Source organism: Halorarius halobius (assembly GCF_024298865.1).
GTDB classification, from domain to species: Archaea; Halobacteriota; Halobacteria; order Halobacteriales; family Haloarculaceae; genus Halorarius; species Halorarius halobius.
This window is the reverse complement of record NZ_CP101161.1, coordinates 1,159,053-1,177,196: the sequence shown is the minus strand read 5'-3', so window position 1 is coordinate 1,177,196 and position 18,144 is coordinate 1,159,053. Positions and strand designations below refer to the sequence as shown.

At 70.3% G+C, this 18,144-nt stretch carries 21 protein-coding genes and 1 tRNA gene; 11 read left to right on the top strand and 11 right to left on the bottom strand.

Translation table 11 applies throughout. The features are described from left to right. Positions 1-62: 62 nt before the first annotated feature. Entirely contained in the window at positions 63-1,103 is a 1,041-nt protein-coding gene (locus NL112_RS06255; RefSeq protein ID WP_255151766.1) for a molybdopterin-dependent oxidoreductase, read from the top strand. Here NL112_RS06255 and NL112_RS06250 read toward each other — a convergent pair whose 3' ends face one another. Genes NL112_RS06250 through NL112_RS06240 form a run of 3 tightly spaced genes read right to left on the bottom strand, consistent with a single transcriptional unit; the run spans position 1,104 to position 2,724 of the window. Further along, positions 1,104-1,736 (bottom strand): HAD family hydrolase, encoded by a 633-nt coding sequence (locus tag NL112_RS06250; RefSeq protein WP_255151765.1) that lies wholly within the window; start codon positions 1,734-1,736, stop codon positions 1,104-1,106. A gap of 44 nt (positions 1,737-1,780) precedes the next feature. Then, positions 1,781-2,197 carry an RNA-binding domain-containing protein gene (locus tag NL112_RS06245; protein ID WP_255151764.1) on the bottom strand — a complete coding sequence of 139 codons (417 nt, stop codon included), beginning with the start codon at positions 2,195-2,197 and terminating at the stop codon, positions 1,781-1,783. Beyond that, a complete protein-coding gene (locus tag NL112_RS06240) occupies positions 2,194-2,724 on the bottom strand; it encodes an AAA family ATPase (protein WP_255151763.1) in 531 nt (176 codons plus the stop codon). The genes NL112_RS06245 and NL112_RS06240 overlap by 4 nt, the downstream gene beginning before the upstream one ends. Before the next feature lie 124 nt (positions 2,725-2,848). On the opposite strand from NL112_RS06240, the gene NL112_RS06235 reads away from it, so the two are divergent. The 3 genes from NL112_RS06235 (at position 2,849) to NL112_RS06225 (ending at position 5,007) form a co-directional block, all read left to right on the top strand. Continuing rightward, positions 2,849-3,226 (top strand): YccF domain-containing protein, encoded by a 378-nt coding sequence (locus NL112_RS06235; protein WP_255151762.1) that lies wholly within the window; start codon positions 2,849-2,851, stop codon positions 3,224-3,226. A gap of 265 nt (positions 3,227-3,491) precedes the next feature. After that, the gene (locus NL112_RS06230) at positions 3,492-4,745 is read left to right on the top strand and encodes a vWA domain-containing protein (protein WP_255151761.1); all 1,254 of its coding nucleotides are present in this window, start codon (positions 3,492-3,494) and stop codon (positions 4,743-4,745) included. A 186-nt stretch (positions 4,746-4,931) separates the two neighbouring features. Next, positions 4,932-5,007: transfer RNA gene (locus tag NL112_RS06225), tRNA-Arg, on the top strand. A gap of 195 nt (positions 5,008-5,202) precedes the next feature. On the opposite strand, the gene NL112_RS06220 is transcribed toward NL112_RS06225, so the two are convergent. Then, entirely contained in the window at positions 5,203-5,565 is a 363-nt protein-coding gene (locus NL112_RS06220; RefSeq protein ID WP_255151760.1) for a hypothetical protein, read from the bottom strand. Between the two features lie 172 nt (positions 5,566-5,737). Between NL112_RS06220 and NL112_RS06215 the strand changes: the two genes are divergently transcribed. Continuing rightward, positions 5,738-6,082 (top strand): ArsR/SmtB family transcription factor, encoded by a 345-nt coding sequence (locus NL112_RS06215; protein ID WP_255151759.1) that lies wholly within the window; start codon positions 5,738-5,740, stop codon positions 6,080-6,082. Continuing rightward, entirely contained in the window at positions 6,079-6,399 is a 321-nt protein-coding gene (locus tag NL112_RS06210; RefSeq protein ID WP_255151758.1) for a DUF7521 family protein, read from the top strand. The genes NL112_RS06215 and NL112_RS06210 overlap by 4 nt, the downstream gene beginning before the upstream one ends. Here the strand turns inward: NL112_RS06210 and NL112_RS06205 are convergent. From NL112_RS06205 to NL112_RS06195, 3 genes are all read right to left on the bottom strand, one after another. Next, on the bottom strand, positions 6,396-8,354 hold the full coding sequence (locus tag NL112_RS06205) for a M61 metallopeptidase family protein (RefSeq protein WP_255151757.1): 1,959 nt from the start codon (positions 8,352-8,354) through the stop codon (positions 6,396-6,398). The genes NL112_RS06210 and NL112_RS06205 overlap by 4 nt on opposite strands. 318 nt (positions 8,355-8,672) lie before the next feature. After that, complete coding sequence (locus NL112_RS06200; RefSeq protein ID WP_255151756.1) at positions 8,673-9,077, bottom strand: hypothetical protein; 405 nt, start codon at positions 9,075-9,077, stop codon at positions 8,673-8,675. A gap of 68 nt (positions 9,078-9,145) precedes the next feature. Continuing rightward, positions 9,146-10,240 (bottom strand): aminopeptidase, encoded by a 1,095-nt coding sequence (locus tag NL112_RS06195; RefSeq protein WP_255151755.1) that lies wholly within the window; start codon positions 10,238-10,240, stop codon positions 9,146-9,148. An 85-nt stretch (positions 10,241-10,325) separates the two neighbouring features. On the opposite strand from NL112_RS06195, the gene NL112_RS06190 reads away from it, so the two are divergent. Further along, the gene (locus tag NL112_RS06190) at positions 10,326-11,333 is read left to right on the top strand and encodes a threonine aldolase family protein (RefSeq protein ID WP_255151754.1); all 1,008 of its coding nucleotides are present in this window, start codon (positions 10,326-10,328) and stop codon (positions 11,331-11,333) included. On the opposite strand, the gene NL112_RS06185 is transcribed toward NL112_RS06190, so the two are convergent. Continuing rightward, on the bottom strand, positions 11,330-11,464 hold the full coding sequence (locus NL112_RS06185; protein WP_255151753.1) for a DUF7859 family protein: 135 nt from the start codon (positions 11,462-11,464) through the stop codon (positions 11,330-11,332). The two genes, NL112_RS06190 and NL112_RS06185, sit on opposite strands and share 4 nt — an antisense overlap. 144 nt (positions 11,465-11,608) lie before the next feature. On the opposite strand from NL112_RS06185, the gene NL112_RS06180 reads away from it, so the two are divergent. Then, positions 11,609-12,487 (top strand): ArsR/SmtB family transcription factor, encoded by an 879-nt coding sequence (locus NL112_RS06180; protein WP_255151752.1) that lies wholly within the window; start codon positions 11,609-11,611, stop codon positions 12,485-12,487. A 99-nt stretch (positions 12,488-12,586) separates the two neighbouring features. Here NL112_RS06180 and NL112_RS06175 read toward each other — a convergent pair whose 3' ends face one another. Then, on the bottom strand, positions 12,587-13,096 hold the full coding sequence (locus NL112_RS06175) for a metallophosphoesterase (protein ID WP_255151751.1): 510 nt from the start codon (positions 13,094-13,096) through the stop codon (positions 12,587-12,589). A gap of 86 nt (positions 13,097-13,182) precedes the next feature. On the opposite strand from NL112_RS06175, the gene NL112_RS06170 reads away from it, so the two are divergent. Together NL112_RS06170 and NL112_RS06165 are read left to right on the top strand one after the other, a co-directional pair. Continuing rightward, a complete protein-coding gene (locus tag NL112_RS06170; RefSeq protein WP_255151750.1) occupies positions 13,183-14,136 on the top strand; it encodes a cation diffusion facilitator family transporter in 954 nt (317 codons plus the stop codon). 186 nt (positions 14,137-14,322) lie between these two features. Further along, positions 14,323-16,506: an ATP-dependent DNA helicase gene (locus NL112_RS06165; protein ID WP_350356155.1), complete on the top strand. Its 2,184-nt coding sequence runs from the start codon at positions 14,323-14,325 to the stop codon at positions 16,504-16,506. Here the strand turns inward: NL112_RS06165 and NL112_RS06160 are convergent. Then, the gene (locus NL112_RS06160) at positions 16,503-16,988 is read right to left on the bottom strand and encodes a 2'-5' RNA ligase family protein (protein ID WP_255151749.1); all 486 of its coding nucleotides are present in this window, start codon (positions 16,986-16,988) and stop codon (positions 16,503-16,505) included. The two genes, NL112_RS06165 and NL112_RS06160, sit on opposite strands and share 4 nt — an antisense overlap. 24 nt (positions 16,989-17,012) lie before the next feature. Beyond that, complete coding sequence (locus NL112_RS06155) at positions 17,013-17,180, bottom strand: DUF7554 family protein (RefSeq protein WP_255151748.1); 168 nt, start codon at positions 17,178-17,180, stop codon at positions 17,013-17,015. Positions 17,181-17,266: 86 nt separating this feature from the next. Between NL112_RS06155 and NL112_RS06150 the strand changes: the two genes are divergently transcribed. Next, complete coding sequence (locus tag NL112_RS06150) at positions 17,267-18,001, top strand: DUF7345 domain-containing protein (protein ID WP_255151747.1); 735 nt, start codon at positions 17,267-17,269, stop codon at positions 17,999-18,001. Positions 18,002-18,144: the final 143 nt, after the last annotated feature.

Here is an 18,144-nt window from a genome sequence, read left to right as displayed (position 1 = left end):
CGCCACGTCCGAGAGCGGCGCGTGGCCCACCACTCAAGCCCGTCCGGCCCGTAGCCGGGGGTATGGACCGGGCGGGGCCTCGCGTACCCTCGTGGCTGGTGGACTACTCGCTTCTGGCCGGCGTCGCGCTGGCCGTCGCCAGCGGCCTCGCCAGCCTCGTCTCCCGGCCCGGCGACGCGTGGCTGTTCGTCCTCCACGGCGGCGCGGGCGTCTCGCTGGTCGCCTTTCTCGCGCTGAAACTCTGGCGCGTCCGCCACCGCGTGCGGGCCGGCGTCCGGGCGCGGTCCGGCCGGGTCGCGCTCTCGGTGGTGCTGTCGCTGGTGGCCGTCGCCGCGCTCGCGACGGGCATCGCGTGGGTGCTCGGCGCCACCGTCCCGGGACCGTGGACCCTGCTTTTCGTCCACGCCTCGCTCGGCGTCGTCACCGCCGTCGTCCTCCTCGTCCACCTGCGTGACCGCCTTTCGCTTCCTGCGCGGGCCGACCTGCGGGAGCGGCGGGCCGCCCTCTCGTGGCTGGGGCTGACCGCGGCGGGCGCCGTCGCCTACCGCGTCACCGACGCCGTCGGCACCGAGCGCCGGTTCACCGGCTCCCGCGAACGGGGGAGCGACGCCGGCAACCGCTTCCCCGTCACCGCGTGGGTCGCGGACGACCCCGACCCCGTCGACCCCGACGAGTGGACGCTGACCGTGACGGGACTGGTCGAGCGCGAGTTCGAACTCGACTACGGGAGCGTTCGACCCGAAACGGAGGCCCGTGCGCTGCTGGACTGCACCAGCGGCTGGTACTCGGAACACGACTGGCAGGGCGTCCGCGTAGACGAGTTGCTGGACGAGGCGGGCGTCGGCGAGAACGCGGCGTGGGTCCAGTTCCGGTCGGTGACCGGCTACCGGTGGTCTCTGCCGCTCGCGGAGGCCCGCGAGGCCCTGCTCGCCACGGCCGTCGACGGCGAACGTCTCAGCCACGGCCACGGCTTCCCCCTGCGGCTGGTCGCGCCCGAGCGCCGCGGCTTCCAGTGGGTGAAGTGGGTCGAGGAGGTCCGGGTGACGCGCCGGCGCGACCGCTCGGAGTGGGTCGCCATCAACGTCTCGGGGCTGGGCGAGTAGTCACGACAGCGCCGCGAGCAGGGCCGCCAGGTCGCGCTCCGAGCCGACGCGGACGCCCGCCGCGTCGCGGTCGAGATGGACCGCCTCCCAGCCGGCATCGCGAGCGCCGACCACGTCCCCCTCGTGGTCGTCCCCGACCATCAGGTACCCCTCCGCCGACAGACGTTGCTCGGCGAGGTCGAACACCGCGGCGTCGGGCTTGTGCGCGCCCGCCTCGTAGGACGTGACGACCGCGTCGAACCGGTCGCGGACGCCGACGGCGTCGAGTTTCCCCGTCTGCCAGTCGGGCAGGCCGTTCGTCACGACGCCGAGCGGCCGGTCGTCGAGGCGGTCCAGCAGGGCCAGCATCCCGTCGGAGACGCCGACCGCCTCGTACTCCAACTCGCGGACGGTGTCGGCGAACGCCGCCGGGTCGACCGTCGCGTCCGCCCGGTCCGCGACCGCCCGCCCGCCGGCGGCGTACGGCTCCGGGTCGAGCGCCCGGAACGCCTCGAGGAACGCCTCGTTGTACGCCTCGACGAGCGCGTCGTCGCGGCTGTCAGCGTGGCGCTGGGTCGCGTCGGCGAGCAGGTCGGCGTACCCGCGGGAGAGGGTGAGGAGCGTGCCGTCGAGGTCGAAACAGACCGCGTGCATACGGGGGCGGGGTGCGCGGCGGTAGAAAGCGTTCGGGTAGCGTGTCACCCGTCGTCGGGGTCGACGGGCCGGCCCTCCTGGGTGGGCGGGGCGACGTGGTCGACGTACGCCTCGACCGACGGCTCCTCCACCTTCACGCGGACGTGGATGGTGCCGAGTTCGCCGGGAGAGCCGACGGCGAAGTTGACGCGGCCCTCAAAGGCGGCCTGCTTCTTCAGGTCGAACGAGAACGCGTCCCCGCGCCGCCCGTCGAAGAACTGGCCGCGGGCGGTGTCGAGTATCTCCTGTTCGTGGAGCAACTCGGAGAACCGCTCCATCCCGTGGGCCGTCGCCAGCAGTTCGCCCTCGCCGTGTTCGACCTCTGCCTCGGGAAACAGATTCTCGATGGCACGCTCTACGCGGTCGGGCAGTTCCGTCTCGCGAACGGGCGTGGTTATCTGGACGTCGACGCTGTAAATCATGCGAGCACCTCCCTGACCTGCCGGCGGAACGCCGCCAGCGTGTCGTCGTTCTCGATGCGGCGGTCGGCCCGCTCCATCGCCTCGCCCATCCCGAAGCCGAGTTCGCGCTCGTCGCGGTCCCGCAGCGTCTCCTCGGCGGTGTTGTCGCGGCCCCGCGTCTCGATGCGCTCGGCGCGGGCCTCGAACGGCGCCTCGATGGCCACGAGCGTGAACTCGTCGCCGAACGCCTCGCGGAACCGGTCGAGTTCCTCGCCCGACCGCAGGCCGTCGACCAGGACGGTGTCCGACGACTCCAGCGCCTCCCGAATCATGGGAATGGACCGCTCGGCGATGGCGAGGGCTCCCTCCTCCTCCCGGAGCGCCTGGGCGATTTCGCCGTGGTGGTCCGCGGGGTCTAACCCCCGGCGGCGGCACTCCTCGCGGATGACGTCGCCCATCGTGACGACCGGGACCCCCATCTCGCGGGCGACGCTGGCGAACTCGCCTTTGCCGCTTCCCGGCAGTCCGACGGTTCCGATGACAGCCATTCGAGCGAGGGTAGCCGGGATTCGCGCTTAAGCGCTGTGACTCGCTGGTCCGCGAGCGACCCGGCCCCACCACGGGACCCACTACTGCCGACAACCCCTTGGCGTCGTCCGTCGTACTCGAGCCATGGCCCAACGTTCGTTCCTCGTCCGCGCCCTGTGGTTCGTGCTCGTCGGGTGGTGGCTCACGCCCGTCCTCATCAACATCGCGTGGCTCCTCAACGTGACCATCGTCCTGATTCCGCTCGGCATCAAGCTAATCAACCTCGTGCCGACGGCGCTGTCGCTGGCGGAGCCGCGGGGCCTCGACGCACCCGAGTCGGGACGTGGGCAGACGAACCTCCTCGTCCGGGCGGTGTACTTCGTGTTCGTCGGCTGGTGGCTCTCGTGGATATGGGCGAACGTCGCCGCCTTCCTCGCGGTCACCATCATCGGCCTGCCGGTGGCGTTCTGGATGTTCAACCGCCTGCCGTACGTCACGTCGCTGTACCGGTTCCACGGCTGAGGCGACGGCGGGTAGATACGTATGGTGGCCGGACCCGCCACCGTTCCAGCGTCCGCCCCTGAACGGTCCTGCGTGCCACCATCCCACATGTGAGTGACTAGCATGGTGGCGAAACCGCTACCCTGCGAGCCGGTAGGATGAGCATGCCGCTCGACGCGAGGACCGTCCGGACCGTTCACGGCCGGCGGCGGTCGAAACTAACGTCCGGTATTATCCCCTGAACCAGCCCAGTAGGCTGCACGATTCGTGTGAAATCGTACGTATCATGACGACCACCACCACCACGCTGTACCCGCTGAGCCGCCGCTCGATGCTGAAGGGCGCCGCGGCCGTCGGGGCCGCCTCCGCGCTCGGGACGTTCGGCCCGAGCGTCGTGGGGCGGGCCGCCGCCGACTCCCACGCCGGCGTCATCGAGACCTGTGGCGACCTCGACGTCGTCCTCGCGCTGGACTACTCGGGGTCGATTCGCAACGCCGGCACCTGGCCGGACATCCAGAGCGGCGTCGAGAGTTTCTTCGACGTGTTCCCCGCGGACGCACAGGTCGGGCTGGTCACGTTCGGTGACTCGCCCGTCGCATACGAGTACGCACCCGGCGACCTGCTCCGGCTCGCCACCGCCAGCAACGTCTCGATGGTCAAAGGTGGCGTCCCCGCGAACGCGCCCCCGGGCGAGAACGCGACCCACATGCCCGGCGCGCTGGCGTTCGCCGACGCCATCCTCGCGAACGAGGGCCGCGGCGGGAAGGAGGTCATCGTTCTCGTCACCGACGGCGGCCCGAACTACCAGAACGGGTTCGTCGGCGACGGCGACGACGACCCCGGGACCGCCGGCTTCCAGGGACCGGCCGACGACGTGCCGTTCCCCTACGGCAGTTTCGAGTTCACCGGCGGCACGACCGGCGGCGAGAACGGCGTCGCCGGCGAGGCCGGCGAACTGACCGAGACGACGGCCACCGCCACCGCCATCACGGACGGCGGCGTCCGCATCATCGCGGTCGGCGTCGGCGGGAACGTCGCCGGCTTCGACACCTACCTGCGCGACGACGTCGCCAGCAGTCCCGACGACTTCGTCGCCGTCGAGAACGCCGAGGACCTCGGCTCCCAGCTCCAGGCGCTCCTGACGGAAGTGTGCGAGGAGGAGTGCGACCCCTGCGCGTTCGACGGGACGTACAAGTTCGAGTACGAGTACGAGGAGGAAGACGGCGTCGTCGTGACCGACGGGTTCGCCCCCGAGGGCGGGAGCGTCGACGGCATCGACTTCGAGAGCTACATCTCGAAGGCCGGCGAGATGTACGAACCCATCAGCGTCACGTTCGCCTCCGACTACTGTGCCGACTCGCTGGTCGCCACGGTGAAGGCCGGCCGCGAGGTCCACGAGGTCGACGTACAACAGGGCGATGACGGCACCGTCGTCGTCAGCATCGACGGCGACGACCGCTTCCGCAACTCGCGGAACGGCAAGGCGTACGCCATCAGCTACGTCCAGTTCGACTGCGTGGCGGCCGACGCGGGAAACTGACGCCGGACTCCACCCCCGAGGCGGAGTCCACGGCCGTCGAACCCGCGGACCGCGACCGGGGACACGGCAACGACCCCGACCGACGCGACGACGACAACCCCGGACGTGCGTACGGTCGCGCCCCCGGGCGCGGCCGGTAGCACCGACCCGCACCGCTTTTGAGCGGGCCGCCGCTATCGTGCGACAGGGCACGTAGCTCAGCCAGGATTAGAGCGTCGGACTTCTAATCCGATGGTCGTGGGTTCGAATCCCACCGTGCTCGCTTCTGCGAACGACAGTGAGCAGAGCGAGCTACGGGAGTCGAACCCTGCCAGTCGCACGCCCGCGCAGGCCGGAGGCCGAGCAGGAACGTCTGGCTCCGGTTCGAATCCCACCGTGCTCGTGCAGCGAGGAGCGGAGCGACGAGCACGGTGATGGTCGCGAAGCCTCCGGCTTCGCTCACTCCCACCGTCTCGTTTCACACCACGTTCAACACGACGACGAGCAACTGGACGGCACAGCAGAACGCGACGGCGAGCACGACCAGCCCGTCGTACAGCCATCGGACGGGCGCCAGTTCCGTGCCGAGGTCGTCGACGAGCGGGAGCGCCCGGAGCACGGCGAACGTCACCGCCGCGACGAGCGTGCCGGCGAACAGGCCGAGCCAGCGCGGGAGCGTCCGGACGCCGTGGTAGTACTGCTCGTAGCCGAGCGACCAGTGGACGACGACCTGCTGGGGGGCCGAGCGGTACGCCGCGACGCCCACAGCGAGCGTGGCGAGCAGGATGCCGACGGCGAGCGCGTCGCCGGCACGGACCCGCGACCGGACGGCGAGGCTCACGCGACCACCTCCGGAGCGGGGCGATTGGCGAGCAGGGCGACCACGCGATGTGCGTCAGTCGGGGACATCACGTGTGGACGAACGGGTGGGAGGAAGATAGACCGGGAGCCACCGCTTCAGCGGCTGAAGCCGTCGGAGATGGTTTATATGCTCGCGGTGACTCGAACCCGTCGTGAGTGAGGAGTGCGACCTCGACGCCATCGCCGCCGTCCTCGAAGACGGGACAGCGCGGGCCATCCTCACCGAGACAAGCATGGAGCCAGCATCAGCCGACGAACTCGCCGAGCGCTGTGACGCATCGGGACCGACCATCTACCGCCGGCTCGACGACCTGCGGGCGTGTGACCTCGTCGAGGAGCGGACGCGCCCCGACCCGGCGGGCGGGCACCACCGGACCGAGTACGCCGCGACGCTCGAGCGCGTGACCGTCGAACTCGACGACGGGACGTTCAGCCTGCGCGTCGACCGCCGGGCGGACATGGCCGACCGGTTCACGCGGCTCATCGAGGGGATGTGACCGTGCTCGCGACGCTCCAGACGGCCGGACCGCTCGACGGCTGGCTCGGGACCGCCCTGCAGGCCAGCGACGTGGTCGGGGCGCTCATCGGGCTGTTCATCGCGTATCAGGCGTACCGCGGCTACCGGCGCAACGAGAGCCGGCCGATGCTGTTCATCGCCGTCGGGTTCGTGCTCGCGCTGGGCGTCCCGGTCGCGCTCCTGTTTGTCACGCTCGCGGTGCCGTCGGTCCCGCGGGCCGCGGTGGCCGTGGCGTCGCAGGCGAGTGAACTCGTCGGACTGCTGTGTATCCTGTACGCGATTCGGATGCCGAGCTAGAACAGGTCCGCGACGAAGAACACGATGCCGCTGGTGTCCGTGGTCGGGTCGGTGCCGGCCCGGACCTCCCTCCCGTCGGGGATGCCGTCGCCGTCGGTGTCGGGGTCCCGTGGGTCGGTGCCGTGGCGCTTCTCGGCGGCGTCACCCAGCCCGTCGCCGTCCGTGTCGCGCTCGGTGGGGTCGCTGTCGAACGCGAGTTCCGCGGCGTCCGCGAGGCGGTCGCCGTCGGTGAACCGGCTGGCCGGGTCCGTGCCGAGGCGAGCCTCCCGTGCGTCGTCGAGGCCGTCGTCGTCCGTGTCAGCGACCGTCGGGTCGGCACCGAGCGCGACCTCCCGGCCGTCCGCCAGCCCGTCGCCGTCCGTGTCGTAGACGGCGGGGTCCGCGCCGACCGCGAGTTCCCGCCCGTCCGCCAGACCGTCGCTGTCCGTGTCCGCGACCGTCGGGTCCGCGCCGACCGCGACCTCCCGGCCGTCCACGAGGCCGTCGTCGTCCGTGTCCGCGACCGTCGGGTCCGCGCCGACCGCGAGTTCCCGCCCGTCCTCTAACCCGTCGTCGTCCGTATCGGCGTCGAGGGGGTCGGTAGGGCCGTCGCGCTCACGCAGGTCGGTGAGCCCGTCGTCGTCCGTGTCGGGGGTGAACGGGCTCGTCCCAAGCGCCCGCTCCGTCGCGTCGTCGAGACCGTCGCCGTCGGCGTCGGCGACGTCGGGGTTCGTGAACGAATACGGGTTCGCCGGGACGGACGGCGTCGCCGTCCCCTGCACGTAGCGGTCGAGCCACCCCGAGAGGTCAGCGCCGGCGGCGTCGTCGACCATCCGCCGGAAGTCGGCGGAGGAGACCGGCCCGTCGTGGCGGTTCATCGTCCGGAACACGTCCTGCAGGGTGGCGTCGCCGCCGCTGGCCGCGCGGATGCGGAGGTCCAGCGCCGCGAGCACGCGCCGTCCCTTCGTGTACGGCGTGCGACTGCTCGACCACGTCGACGGCGCGGCGAGGCGGTCGTCGGCCCCCCGTTCCGTCGTGAGGTGGTCGTGGACGGTGTCGAACTCGATGCGCCCCTGCTGGAGCGTCAGGAGGGCGGTGTAGTACTCCGCGCTGGCCTCGGTGAACCACCGGGTCTCGGCGGTCGTCTCGTACGACTGCCGGCTGTGGACGTACTCGTGGAACCAGGTGTTGCCGGTCGTGTTGAGCCGAACGTCGTCGCGGACCCACACGTCCTGTACGCCGCGGCGCCGCTGGGGGAAGGTGACGCCGCCGCGGCGGATGGGGTCGGTGGTGACGAACACGTTGACGCGCCGGTCGACCGCGCCGACGTCGAGCGCGACCCGGGCGCCGATGAGCGCCGACAGCACCTCGTTCCGGTCGCGGTCGGTGAACGTCGCCGCCTCGGGGACGACGAGGCGGAACTGCTGGTCGCCGTACGAGCGGTTGGTGACCGCGTACTCGCCGAGGAACACGATGCTCGGGCCGGCCGTGCCGCCGTCGGCGGCGACGCGCGTCTCGATGCCCGGGTCGACCCCGTAGTAGCGGTAGGAGTAGGAGAACGTGAGGCGGCCGGCCGCGACGTACGTCCACTGCTCGGCGCCGGCGGTGCCGAGTCCGTTCGCACCCCCGTCCTCCGGCCGAACGGTGGCGGTCCGCGGCGCGGCCGGCGCGGTGAACGTGATGGACGGGTCGCCGGTACGTCCGTCCCAGACGAACTCGCCGCCCGAGCGGGAGAACCCGCGGGTCGACTGCACGCGGATGCCGTCGTACCGGGGGGTGAACCGGAACGACGAGACCGACGCCGGCATCGAGGTGAGCCGGACGGTGACGCGCACCCGGTCGGCCGCGTCCGCCGGCGCGAACGTGTACGACGCCACGATGGCGTCGTCCTCGGTCGCCGTACCCGCCGCGCCGACGGCCGGAGCCACCGCTGTGAGGAGAAGGCAACACACGAACGCGACCCGCAGGCGTCGCACGGTCGTGCTACCCGAGCGACACCCTTAGCGGTTCTGCCCGGTATAGCCGGGGAACGACACGACCGGGTTCAAGTGAGCACATATGAACACCTGAAACCGAATTAGGTTGGTTGTACGGAACAGTTATCCGCTCGTTTGCCAACGAACGTCACGCAATGTCCGAAATACGACCAGCGCCGACGGGCGATTCACGTCCCGGGCATCGCCCGCCCGGAGGGGACCGTGGGGTCTCCGGCCGGAGGACCGCCCGGGACAGGAGGTGGAGCCAGGCACCCTGACCGTCGCTCCGTGCCATGACACACCGGTTGACTCTTTCACTCACGGTGCCACGTCCACGAGTTCCGCGTCGAGGAACACGTCTGCACCGCCGCGAACCCGGAGACAGAGGTCGTGGTCGGTGTCGCGGAACAGGCGCTCGAACGACGCCGGATACGACTCGTGGACCACTTCTACGGCCCTGACGTCCCGGGCCGTCATCCGCGGCCCTTCGAACGTGATTCCCGAGCGGTCGCCGTACGCCTCGCGGGCGTCGGCCAGCCGATGCTCGCGGAACCGCACGCCGACCGTACAGCCGTCGAACGCGACCGCACGGAGGAGCCGCGGCGCGGTCAGCACCTGTCGCCCCGCGTCCCAGACGACGAACCGGTCGACGGCGCGGCCGATTGACGTAAAGCCGGTGACCTCGTGCAGGCGACCGTCCGCGTCGGCGAGCCACGCACGCATCGGCGCCTACGCGTCGAACCCGTCCTCGCGGCTCGCGTCGCTCCCCGCTCGGTTTCCGAGGGCTCGGTTCACTCGCCGTACCCCTCTTCGAACACGAACGTCCCGTTCCGCTGGACCACCTCGCCGTCGACTTCGATGACGCTGTCCTCGCTCATGTCGACTATCATGTCGACGTGGACCGCCGAGTCGTTCCGCTCGTTCTCCTCGCCGACGGTGGCGCCGTACGCGCGCCCGACCGCCATGTGGACGGTGTCGCCCATCTTCTCGTCGAACAGCATGTTGTAGGTGAACCGGTCGATGTCGCGGTTCATCCCGATGCCGAGTTCGCCCAGGCGACGCGCCCCGTCGTCGGTGGTGAGGATGGCGTCGAGGACGTCCTCGTTCTTCTCGGCGCTCCAGTCGACGGCCTCGCCCTCCTCGAACGTGAGGTGCGCGCCCGTTATCTCGTGGCCGCGCTGGTAGACCGGCTTGTCGAAGTACACCTCCCCCTCGACGCTGTCGACGACGGGCGCGGTGAACACCTCGCCGCCGGGCATGTTGTTCTCGCCGTAGTCGTTGAGCGTCGGGTTGCCCGCGACGCTCATCCGCACGTCCGTCCGGTCGCCCGACCGGATGCGCACCTCGTCGGCGGGGTCGAGAATCTCGACCATCTGTTGCTGGTGCTCGCGGACGGCGTCCCAGTCCTTGTTGACCGCGTCCCACACGAAGTTCTCGTACGCCTCCGTCGACATCTCCGCGAGCTGGGCGTTCGCCGCGGCCGGGTACTGGGTCAGCACCCACGTCTTGCCCAGTCGCTCCTCGAGCAGGGGCTGGCGAGCCCGCTCGTAGGCGGTCTGGACGTCGCCGTCGACGTCCGACTCCTCGACGACGTTCTGGTCGCCCCGGATGGCGACGTAACAGTCCATCGCCTCCCACAGCGCCATCTCGTGGTCCGGCACGTCGAAATCGCCGTCGTGGTTGCGGAGGTACGCACGGCGGAACCGCTTGCCGAACCGCTCGCGGACGACGATGGGGTTGGCGCCTGCGTCGGCCAGTTCCTCGTGGAGCGCCACCACCAGGTCGTCGGCCACCGGGTCGGCGTCGATGACGACGTCGTCGCCGGCCTCGATGCCCGCCGAGTGGTCGACGAGGATGCGTGCGTGCTCCCGGATGCGTGGGTCCATACATCGCTCGTCGCCCGCCGCCGGCAAACCGGTTTCGGAGCGGTCCCACCGCGGCGTATTTCACGGCGCGGGGCCAACGGCCGCCATGCTCGATTTCCGCTCGGACACCGTCACCCGCCCCGACGAGGCGATGCGCGAGGCCGCCCACGACGCCGAAGTGGGCGACGACGTCTACCGCGAGGACCCGACCGTCAACGAACTGGAGGCGCGTGCGGCCGACGTCGTGGAGACGGACGCGGCGCTGTACGTCCCCACGGGGACGATGGGCAACCAGATAGCCGCCCGCACGCACACCGAGCGCGGACAGGAGGCGCTCGTCGAATGCGAGAGCCACGTCTACAAGTGGGAACTCGGCGGGTTCGCCCAGCACGCCGGCCTCCAGACCCGCCCCCTCGATGGCGACGACCGCGGCGTTCTCGCCCCCGAGCAGGTCCACGACGGCTACGTCGAGGAAGACGGCCACCGGCCCGGCACGGGCCTGCTGTGTCTCGAGAACACCCACAACAGCAAGGGTGGGACGGCAATCGCGCCCGGAGCCATCGCGGCGGCCGCGGAGGCGGCCCACGAGCACGGCGTGCCGGTCCACCTCGACGGCGCGCGACTGTTCAACGCCGCCGCGGCGCTGGACGTCCCCGCCACCGACCTCGTCGACCCGGTCGACTCGGTGATGTTCTGTCTCTCGAAGGGGCTGGGCGCGCCCGTGGGGTCGGTGCTGGCCGGGCCGGAGTCGTTCATCGAGGACGCACGCCGGGTCCGAAAGCTACTGGGCGGTGGGATGCGGCAGGCCGGCGTCGTCGCGGCGCCCGGCCTGCTCGCGCTGGAGAACCGCGACCGCCTCCACGAGGACCACGCGAACGCCAGACGGCTCGCGGGCGGCCTCGCCGAGTACGACGCCCTGACGGTGCAGGAACCGGAGACGAACATCGTGCTCGTGGAGACGCCCGACCCCGCAGAGGCGTTCGTCGAGGCGCTAGAGGGCGAGGGCGTGCTCGCGTCGCCGTTCGGCGACCGGCAGGTCCGGTTCTGCACGCACCTGGACGTGGACGGCGAGGCCGTGGACGCGGCGGTCGACGCCGTCGGTCGCGTGGTTTAATCGCGGCGGTTCCCCTCGCGCATTCCCTCCGAGAACGCCAGCAAGGTGCGCCGGAGCATCAGATAGACCGCGAGAACGAACAGGAGGATGCCCGAGATGAGCACGACGAGAACGGGGTCCACGGAGGCCATAGACGCCGGTAGCCGCTCTTGGGTAAAGTCGTTTCCCCTCCGAGGTAACGCCGACGACCGACCGCAAGCGCGGTGGAGACGGCCCAGCCGTCAGGGTGTTGTACTCACAAAACTCTTGGCCCATTACACGAAAGACCCCCACGAATGAGCCTCCTGCCCTCCAAGCCGGACGTCGTCTCCGACGGCGAACCCCGCGTCGTCGGCGTCGACAGCGAGGACGCCGACGCGCTGATGTCGGCGCTCTCCTCCGAGACGGCCCGGCGGCTCCTCTCGGAACTCCACGACGAGCCCGCCCCGCCCAGCGAACTCGCGGACCGGGCCGACACGACGCTCCAGAACACCCAGTACCACCTCTCGAACCTCGAGGACGCCGGCGCTGTCGAGGTGGTCGGCACCGCCTACTCCTCGAAAGGTCGTGAGATGGACGTGTACGCGCCCGCGGACGAGCCGCTCGTCATCTTCGCCGGCCAGGACGAGCAGGCGTCGGGGCTCCGGGCGGCGCTGTCCCGACTGCTGGGCGGCGTCGGTGCGCTTCTGGTGGGGAGCGTCGCCGTCCAGGAGGTGTTCGGCGACGGCGTCGGCCGGCTCGTCGGGTTCGGGTCGAACGCGGGCGGCGGCGCACAGGAGCCCCGGTCGGCCGGCGGACCGACCACCGACACCACGACCGAGGCGGACACCACGACCGATGCGGGCGACGCCATCGGGGGCGCCGGAGGCGGCGACGGCGGCGCGACCGGCACGCCCACCACCGCCGAACCGTCGGCGACGAACGCCAGCGACGGACCGGGCGTCTTCACCAGCGGCGACGCGACAAGTACGGTGACGGAGACGCCGGTGCCGGAGGCGTCGACGCCGACGCCGACCGCGCAGGCGACGCCCGCGGCGACGGGGACGCCTTCGCCGACGCCCGTCGCCGCCGACGGCGGCCTCGACGTCGTGGCCGGTCTCCCGCCGGGACTCCTCTTTTTCCTCGGCGGCCTCACGGTGCTTCTGGTGGTCGTTGCGGTCGCGTACCGTGAGTAAAACGGCCCTTTGAGCTTACGGAGTCTACTTTTTATTCCCCCCTAAACGCTCAGGTGCTGATGACTTCGGCCCTCCCCCCGCCGAAGCTTCGGCCCTCCATCATCGTTCTACTTCGAACCGGTCGAACACGGTGCCGTCCGGGTCGACCAGTCGACCGGCGACGACGTCCGAGTCCACCTCCAGTTCGGCGTGGGCCGGTCGATACCACCGCGGGTCGGCGTGGCTTCCCGGATTGAGCACAGGGACGACCCCGGCCATCCGGAAGCCGGGGTCGTGAGAGTGGCCGACGCAGACGAGGTCCGCGTTCGACTGCCGGCCGAACATCGACAGCGCCGTCTCGGTGTGGTCGTGGCCGTGCGCGAGCGCGAGACGAACCCCCTCGTGGTCGACGACGGCGGTGTCCGAGAGGCGCTCGCGGACCGCAGGCGGGTCGTTGTTGCCGTAGACGCCGACGAACTCGCCGGCGGCGTCCTGGAAGGCGTCCAGCACCGACTCGGTCATGAAATCCCCGCAGTGACAGACCAGTTCCGCCTCGCGGACGGCCTCGCGGGTGCGGCCGTCGAGGCGGGGGCCGTCCCTGCCGTGGGTGTCGGCGACGACGACGAGCATGGACGCGGTACGCCGGGGGCCGGTAAGGGCCTTCCCGTCGCGGACGGGACGGCAACGCCTTTGCCGGCGGGGCGTGCACGCGGAGTATGGCAAGTAGCGTCTCCGTCGTCCTCGCGGCGCTCTTTGCGAACGGCGCCATCGCGGTGCTGAAGTTCGCCGGCTACCTCCTCACGGGGTCGCCGGCGATGCTCTCCGAGACGTACCACTCCATCTCCGACACCGGCAACCAGGTGTTCCTCCTCGTCGGAATCTTCTACGGCCGGAAGGAGGCCTCGCGCGAGCATCCGTTCGGCTACGGGAAGGCGCAGTTCTTCTACTCGTTTCTCGTCTCGGTCCTCCTCTTCGGCATCGCCGGCTGGGAGTCGCTGAAGCACGGCTACGACGCCATCGTCAATCCACATCCGGTGACGCCCGGGACGGTGACCCTGCCCGTCGTCGGCGTGTCGGTACCGAACGTGTACGTCAACTACGTGGTCCTCCTCGGGGCCATCGTGTTCGAGGCGTACGCGCTCAAGAAGGCGAACGACGCGATGCGCAAGCAGATTCGGAGCCACGGCTGGTCGGGCTACCGCGAGGCGTTCAGGAAGACGTCGGACGTGACCGTGCTGACGGCGTTCACCGAGGACACCATCGCCATGGCCGGCGCGGGACTGGCGCTGGTTGGGGTCTACCTCTCGCGGGTGACCGGGAATCCGCTGTACGACGCCGTCGCGGCGTTCCTCATCGGCGTGATGCTGATGGGGTTCGCGCTGGCGCTCGCGTGGGAGAACAAGCGCCTCCTGCTCGGCGAGTCGCTGCCCGACAGACAGGAGAAGCGGCTCAGGCAACTCGTCGCGGAGACGCCGGGCGTCACCGATATCGTCGACTTCCGGACAGTCTACTTCGGGCCGAGCCAGATACTCGTCACCGCCGACGTCGCGTTCGACCCCGGCCTCGAGGCCGGGGAGATAGACGACCGCATCACCGACCTCGAGGCGCGGTTGATGGACGCCGAGGAGGACATCTCGAGGGTGTACGTCGAACCCGAGACGCAGGGCTGACAGGCGACGCGTGGGGACGACCCGGCCGGCGCGTCGCAGGGCATCGTGCCACGCTCCCGCCCTGACCGACCGGGGCGACTGGCTATCGCATGGGGCCGATGGCCGCGGTTCCTCACTTGAACCTTCGCCCACCAGTTCCGCTCCGGTCCGCGAACCCTTTTCAGTGAGAGCGGCCAACCCTCGTGCGTGTCAGAGACGGCGTCGTTCCTCCGCTACTTCCCGTACGAGGCTCCGTACGACCACCAGCACGAGGCGATGGACCGCATCCACGACGCGCTGGGGGAAGGGCGTGACGTGCTGTTCGAGGGAGCCTGCGGGACCGGCAAGACGCTCGCCTCGCTCGTGCCCGCACTGGAGTACGCCGACCGCGAAGACAAGACGGTCGTCATCACCACCAACGTCCACCAGCAGACCCGGCAGTTCATCGAGGAGGCGCGCGCCATCACGCGACAGGAGCCGATTCGGACGGTCGTGTTCCGCGGCAAGGGGTCGATGTGTCACATCGACGTGGGGTACGAGGAGTGTCAGGCGCTCCGGGACACGACCCGCGAGTTGGTCGACCAGGAGGCGGAACTCGCGGACCTCGAACGCCGGCAGGAGGAGCTACTCGACGCCGCACAGGACGGCAACGAGCAGGCCGCCGAGGCCCGCTCGTCGGTGATGGACGAACTCGAGACCGTCGAGGAGGGCGTCGAGGCGCTCCGCGAGGAGGCGACGATATGTGACCGCTACTACGCGAACCTCACCGAGGACACCGACGAGTTCTACGCGTGGCTGTACGAGGACGTGCGTACGCCCGACGACGTGTACGAGTACGCCGAGCGGGCCGGCTTCTGCGGCTACGAACTGCTGAAGGAGGGGATGGAGGGCGTCGACCTCGTGGTCTGTAACTACCATCACCTGCTCGACCCCACCATCCGCGAGCAGTTCTTCCGGTGGCTGGGTCGCGACCCGGAGGACGTGGTGGCGGTGTTCGACGAGGCGCACAACGTCGAGGACGCCGCCCGCGACCACGCCACACGGACGCTGACCGAGACGACGCTCGACAGCGCCCTGGAGGAACTCGACGAGGTGGAGGACTACCGCGTCGAGGCCGCCGAACGGGTGGTCTCGGCGTTCCGTGAAGCACTCGGCGAGGTGTACGACGAGGCGCTCGGGTTCGGCGAGCGCGAGACGCTGGGCGACGACTGGGCGGACGTCACCGTCGACAACGACGAGGGGCGCGACGACCTGACGCTCGCCTTCCTCGACGCCTACGAGGGGCCGGGCTACAAGCAGGACCTCGAAGCCGCACTCAACCTCGGGTCGACGCTCGACCGCAAGTACCAGGAGCAGTACAAGGAGGGCGAGACCACGTCCCGGAAGGAGTGTCGCGTCCTGCAGGCGGCCGGCTTCGTCGAGGAGTGGATGGACGAGTCGAAGGCGGCGGGCACCTACCCCGTCGTCTCCGTTCGCCGGGACGAGACGGGCGTGTACGGCCGCGCGGAGCTGTACACCTGCATCCCGCGGCAGGTGACGGAGCCGCTGTTCGAGGAACTGTACGCGTCGGTGCTGATGAGCGCGACGCTCCGGCCGTTCGACGTGACCGAGGACGTCCTCGGGGTGGGCGCAGACCGCGAGGACGGCCCCGTCACGATGGCCTTCGGCGAGCAGTTCCCGCCGGAGCGCCGCCGCACCTACGCCGTCGACGCGCCCGCGCTGTTCGCCAGCCAGCGGGACGACCCCGGCGTCCAGGAGACGGTGACGGAGGTGCTGTCCGACGCGGTGCGGATGACGCCCGGCAACACGCTCGCGTTCTTCCCGTCGTACAGCGAGGCCGAACGCTACTACCACCGCCTCGAGACGGAGGCGACGCCGTATCTCGACCGTCCGGGCGTGCGCGCCCAGGAGTTGAAAGAGGAGTTCGTCGACGACGACGACGCGGTGCTTTTCACCTCGCTGTGGGGCACCCTCACCGAGGGGGTGAGCTACGACGACGACGACGCCCGCACGGTGGTCGTGGTCGGCGTCCCGTACCCGCATCTCGACGACCGAATGGAGGCCGTGCAGGGCGCGTACGCCACCGCCTTCGGCGACGACGACGGGGAGAAGGGCTGGGAGTACGCAGTAGAGGTGCCGACGGTCCGCAAGACGCGGCAGGCGCTCGGCCGGGTGGTGCGGTCGCCGGAGGACTTCGGCGCGCGGGTGCTGGTCGACGAGCGATACACCCAGTCGCAGGCCCGCGAACTCGGCGACTACTCCGTGTATCCGACGTTCCCCGAGGAAGAGCGGACCGAACACATCGACGTGAACCCGGGGAAACTGAAGTACGCGATGCTGAACTTCTACGCCGACATGGACGCGTGGCCGGAGGGGCCGCCGACGCCTTAAGCGGGAAGCGCCACCGTCTCGACTTCGAGTTCCCGGCCGGGATGCCAGAACGCGAGGCGCTCGACCGTCCACTCGACGGGGTCGACCTCCTCGTGCAGGAGGTCGGCGGCGTCGCCGCCACGGGCGATGGTGACGTGCGGGTCGTACTCGTCGCCCTCGAACCCCTCGACGGGGTCGAACACCTCACAGAGGTCGCGGTGGACCCGGTACAGTTCGGGGGATTCGACTTCGAGGTACGCGACCGGTGCCTTCCCCGAGGGCGGGTCGCGGAACAGGTCGACCCCGGTGACGCGGGCGGCGAAGGGCGGCGTCCCCTCGAGCGCCTCCCGGGCGCGGCGCGTCATCGCCTCGAACCGGTCGTCGGGGAGCCGTTTGGCGACGAGCGTGTGGCCCCGCCGCTGGTCGGCGGTGATGCAGGTGGAGGCGAGCCCCACGGCGAGCCGCGTCACCTCGCGGGGGACGGGGACGTTGACGCTGTACACGGCCGAATCGACGCGGCGCGGACGCTAAATCCTGTCGAGTAGGAACAGGATTATCAGCACCGCGATGAGCAGGCCGAGGATGGAGTTGAACGGGCCGAACAGCGCCCCGAGTATCTCCCCGATTATCTCCAGAGCTATCCAGATGAGTACCAGTACGAGTATTACCTTCAGCAGGTCCTCTGCGTCGACCATGGCCGGCGGTGCTCACGGCTCACGGATAAACGATTGGGCCGACCCGGCAACGGCTTTATGTCGGTCTCGGGCCTCGAACCCGACGAATGCGCCGTCTCGTCGTGCTGTCGCTGGTCGCGCTCGCGCTCGCCACGACTGTCGCCCCGGTCGCCGCCATCCACGACACCGGCCACTCGTTTACCGTTCGGCTCGCCGAAGACGGCGACGCGACGGTCGTCGTCGAGGACCGCTACGACCTCTCGAACGACACCGAGCGCCGCCAGTACGAGGCGCTCGTGGGCAACGAGAGCCGCCGGCAGGCCCACCGTGAACGGGTGGCGACGCGTCTCGACCGCGGGGCGAGTCTCGCCGCGGAGGCGACCGGCCGCGAGGTGCAGGCCGGCGAGGTGACGCTGAACGCCACCGAGACCAACGGGACGGGCGTGGTCCGCGCCCGGGGGTCGTGGTCGAATCTCGCGGCCGTGAACGCGAAGTTCAACATCCTCGAACTCCGCCAGCCGTTCGCCGCCGGCTTCGAGGTGAACCGGACGCTGGTGGTCGCCGCGCCGAGCGACTACGTCCGTGCGGCGGCCCGCCCCGGACCCGCGCGGGCGCTGAAATCGAGCGCCTACTGGGCGGACGACGCCGACCTCTCGAACTTCTTCGTCCGGTTCGAGGGGCCGACCACCGCGACGGTCGCGCCAGAGGACGGCGACGAGGGGACGCCGACGGCGACCGTCGCCCCGATTACCGGCGCGGGGCTGTCGGCGTTCTCGACTGCGGCGGCCGTGGCGCTGGTTCCGGCCCTGCTGTTCGTCCTCGGGACGCGTGGGTCGCGCTAGCAGGGTCGGAAAGGGTTGCAGTGTCGCAAGCCTTTAATAGCACTCTCGGGATACGGTGAGGTACATGACGACGGCTCGCTGCGACGGCGCGCTCGCTCGCCCGTCCAGCGGCGTCTCCACTTCCTCCCCGCGACCGCCGCGAC

Coding starts and splice junctions, on each gene's coding strand:
- NL112_RS06255 (WP_255151766.1), top strand. CDS start 63: ATGGACCGGGCGGGGCCTCGCGTACCCTCGTGGCTGGTGGACTACTCG.
- NL112_RS06250 (WP_255151765.1), bottom strand. CDS start 1,736: ATGCACGCGGTCTGTTTCGACCTCGACGGCACGCTCCTCACCCTCTCC.
- NL112_RS06245 (WP_255151764.1), bottom strand. CDS start 2,197: ATGATTTACAGCGTCGACGTCCAGATAACCACGCCCGTTCGCGAGACG.
- NL112_RS06240 (WP_255151763.1), bottom strand. CDS start 2,724: ATGGCTGTCATCGGAACCGTCGGACTGCCGGGAAGCGGCAAAGGCGAG.
- NL112_RS06235 (WP_255151762.1), top strand. CDS start 2,849: ATGGCCCAACGTTCGTTCCTCGTCCGCGCCCTGTGGTTCGTGCTCGTC.
- NL112_RS06230 (WP_255151761.1), top strand. CDS start 3,492: ATGACGACCACCACCACCACGCTGTACCCGCTGAGCCGCCGCTCGATG.
- NL112_RS06200 (WP_255151756.1), bottom strand. CDS start 9,077: ATGCGTGCGTGGCTCGCCGACGCGGACGGTCGCCTGCACGAGGTCACC.
- NL112_RS06195 (WP_255151755.1), bottom strand. CDS start 10,240: ATGGACCCACGCATCCGGGAGCACGCACGCATCCTCGTCGACCACTCG.
- NL112_RS06190 (WP_255151754.1), top strand. CDS start 10,326: ATGCTCGATTTCCGCTCGGACACCGTCACCCGCCCCGACGAGGCGATG.
- NL112_RS06185 (WP_255151753.1), bottom strand. CDS start 11,464: ATGGCCTCCGTGGACCCCGTTCTCGTCGTGCTCATCTCGGGCATCCTC.
- NL112_RS06180 (WP_255151752.1), top strand. CDS start 11,609: ATGAGCCTCCTGCCCTCCAAGCCGGACGTCGTCTCCGACGGCGAACCC.
- NL112_RS06175 (WP_255151751.1), bottom strand. CDS start 13,096: ATGCTCGTCGTCGTCGCCGACACCCACGGCAGGGACGGCCCCCGCCTC.
- NL112_RS06170 (WP_255151750.1), top strand. CDS start 13,183: ATGGCAAGTAGCGTCTCCGTCGTCCTCGCGGCGCTCTTTGCGAACGGC.
- NL112_RS06155 (WP_255151748.1), bottom strand. CDS start 17,180: ATGGTCGACGCAGAGGACCTGCTGAAGGTAATACTCGTACTGGTACTC.
- NL112_RS06150 (WP_255151747.1), top strand. CDS start 17,267: ATGCGCCGTCTCGTCGTGCTGTCGCTGGTCGCGCTCGCGCTCGCCACG.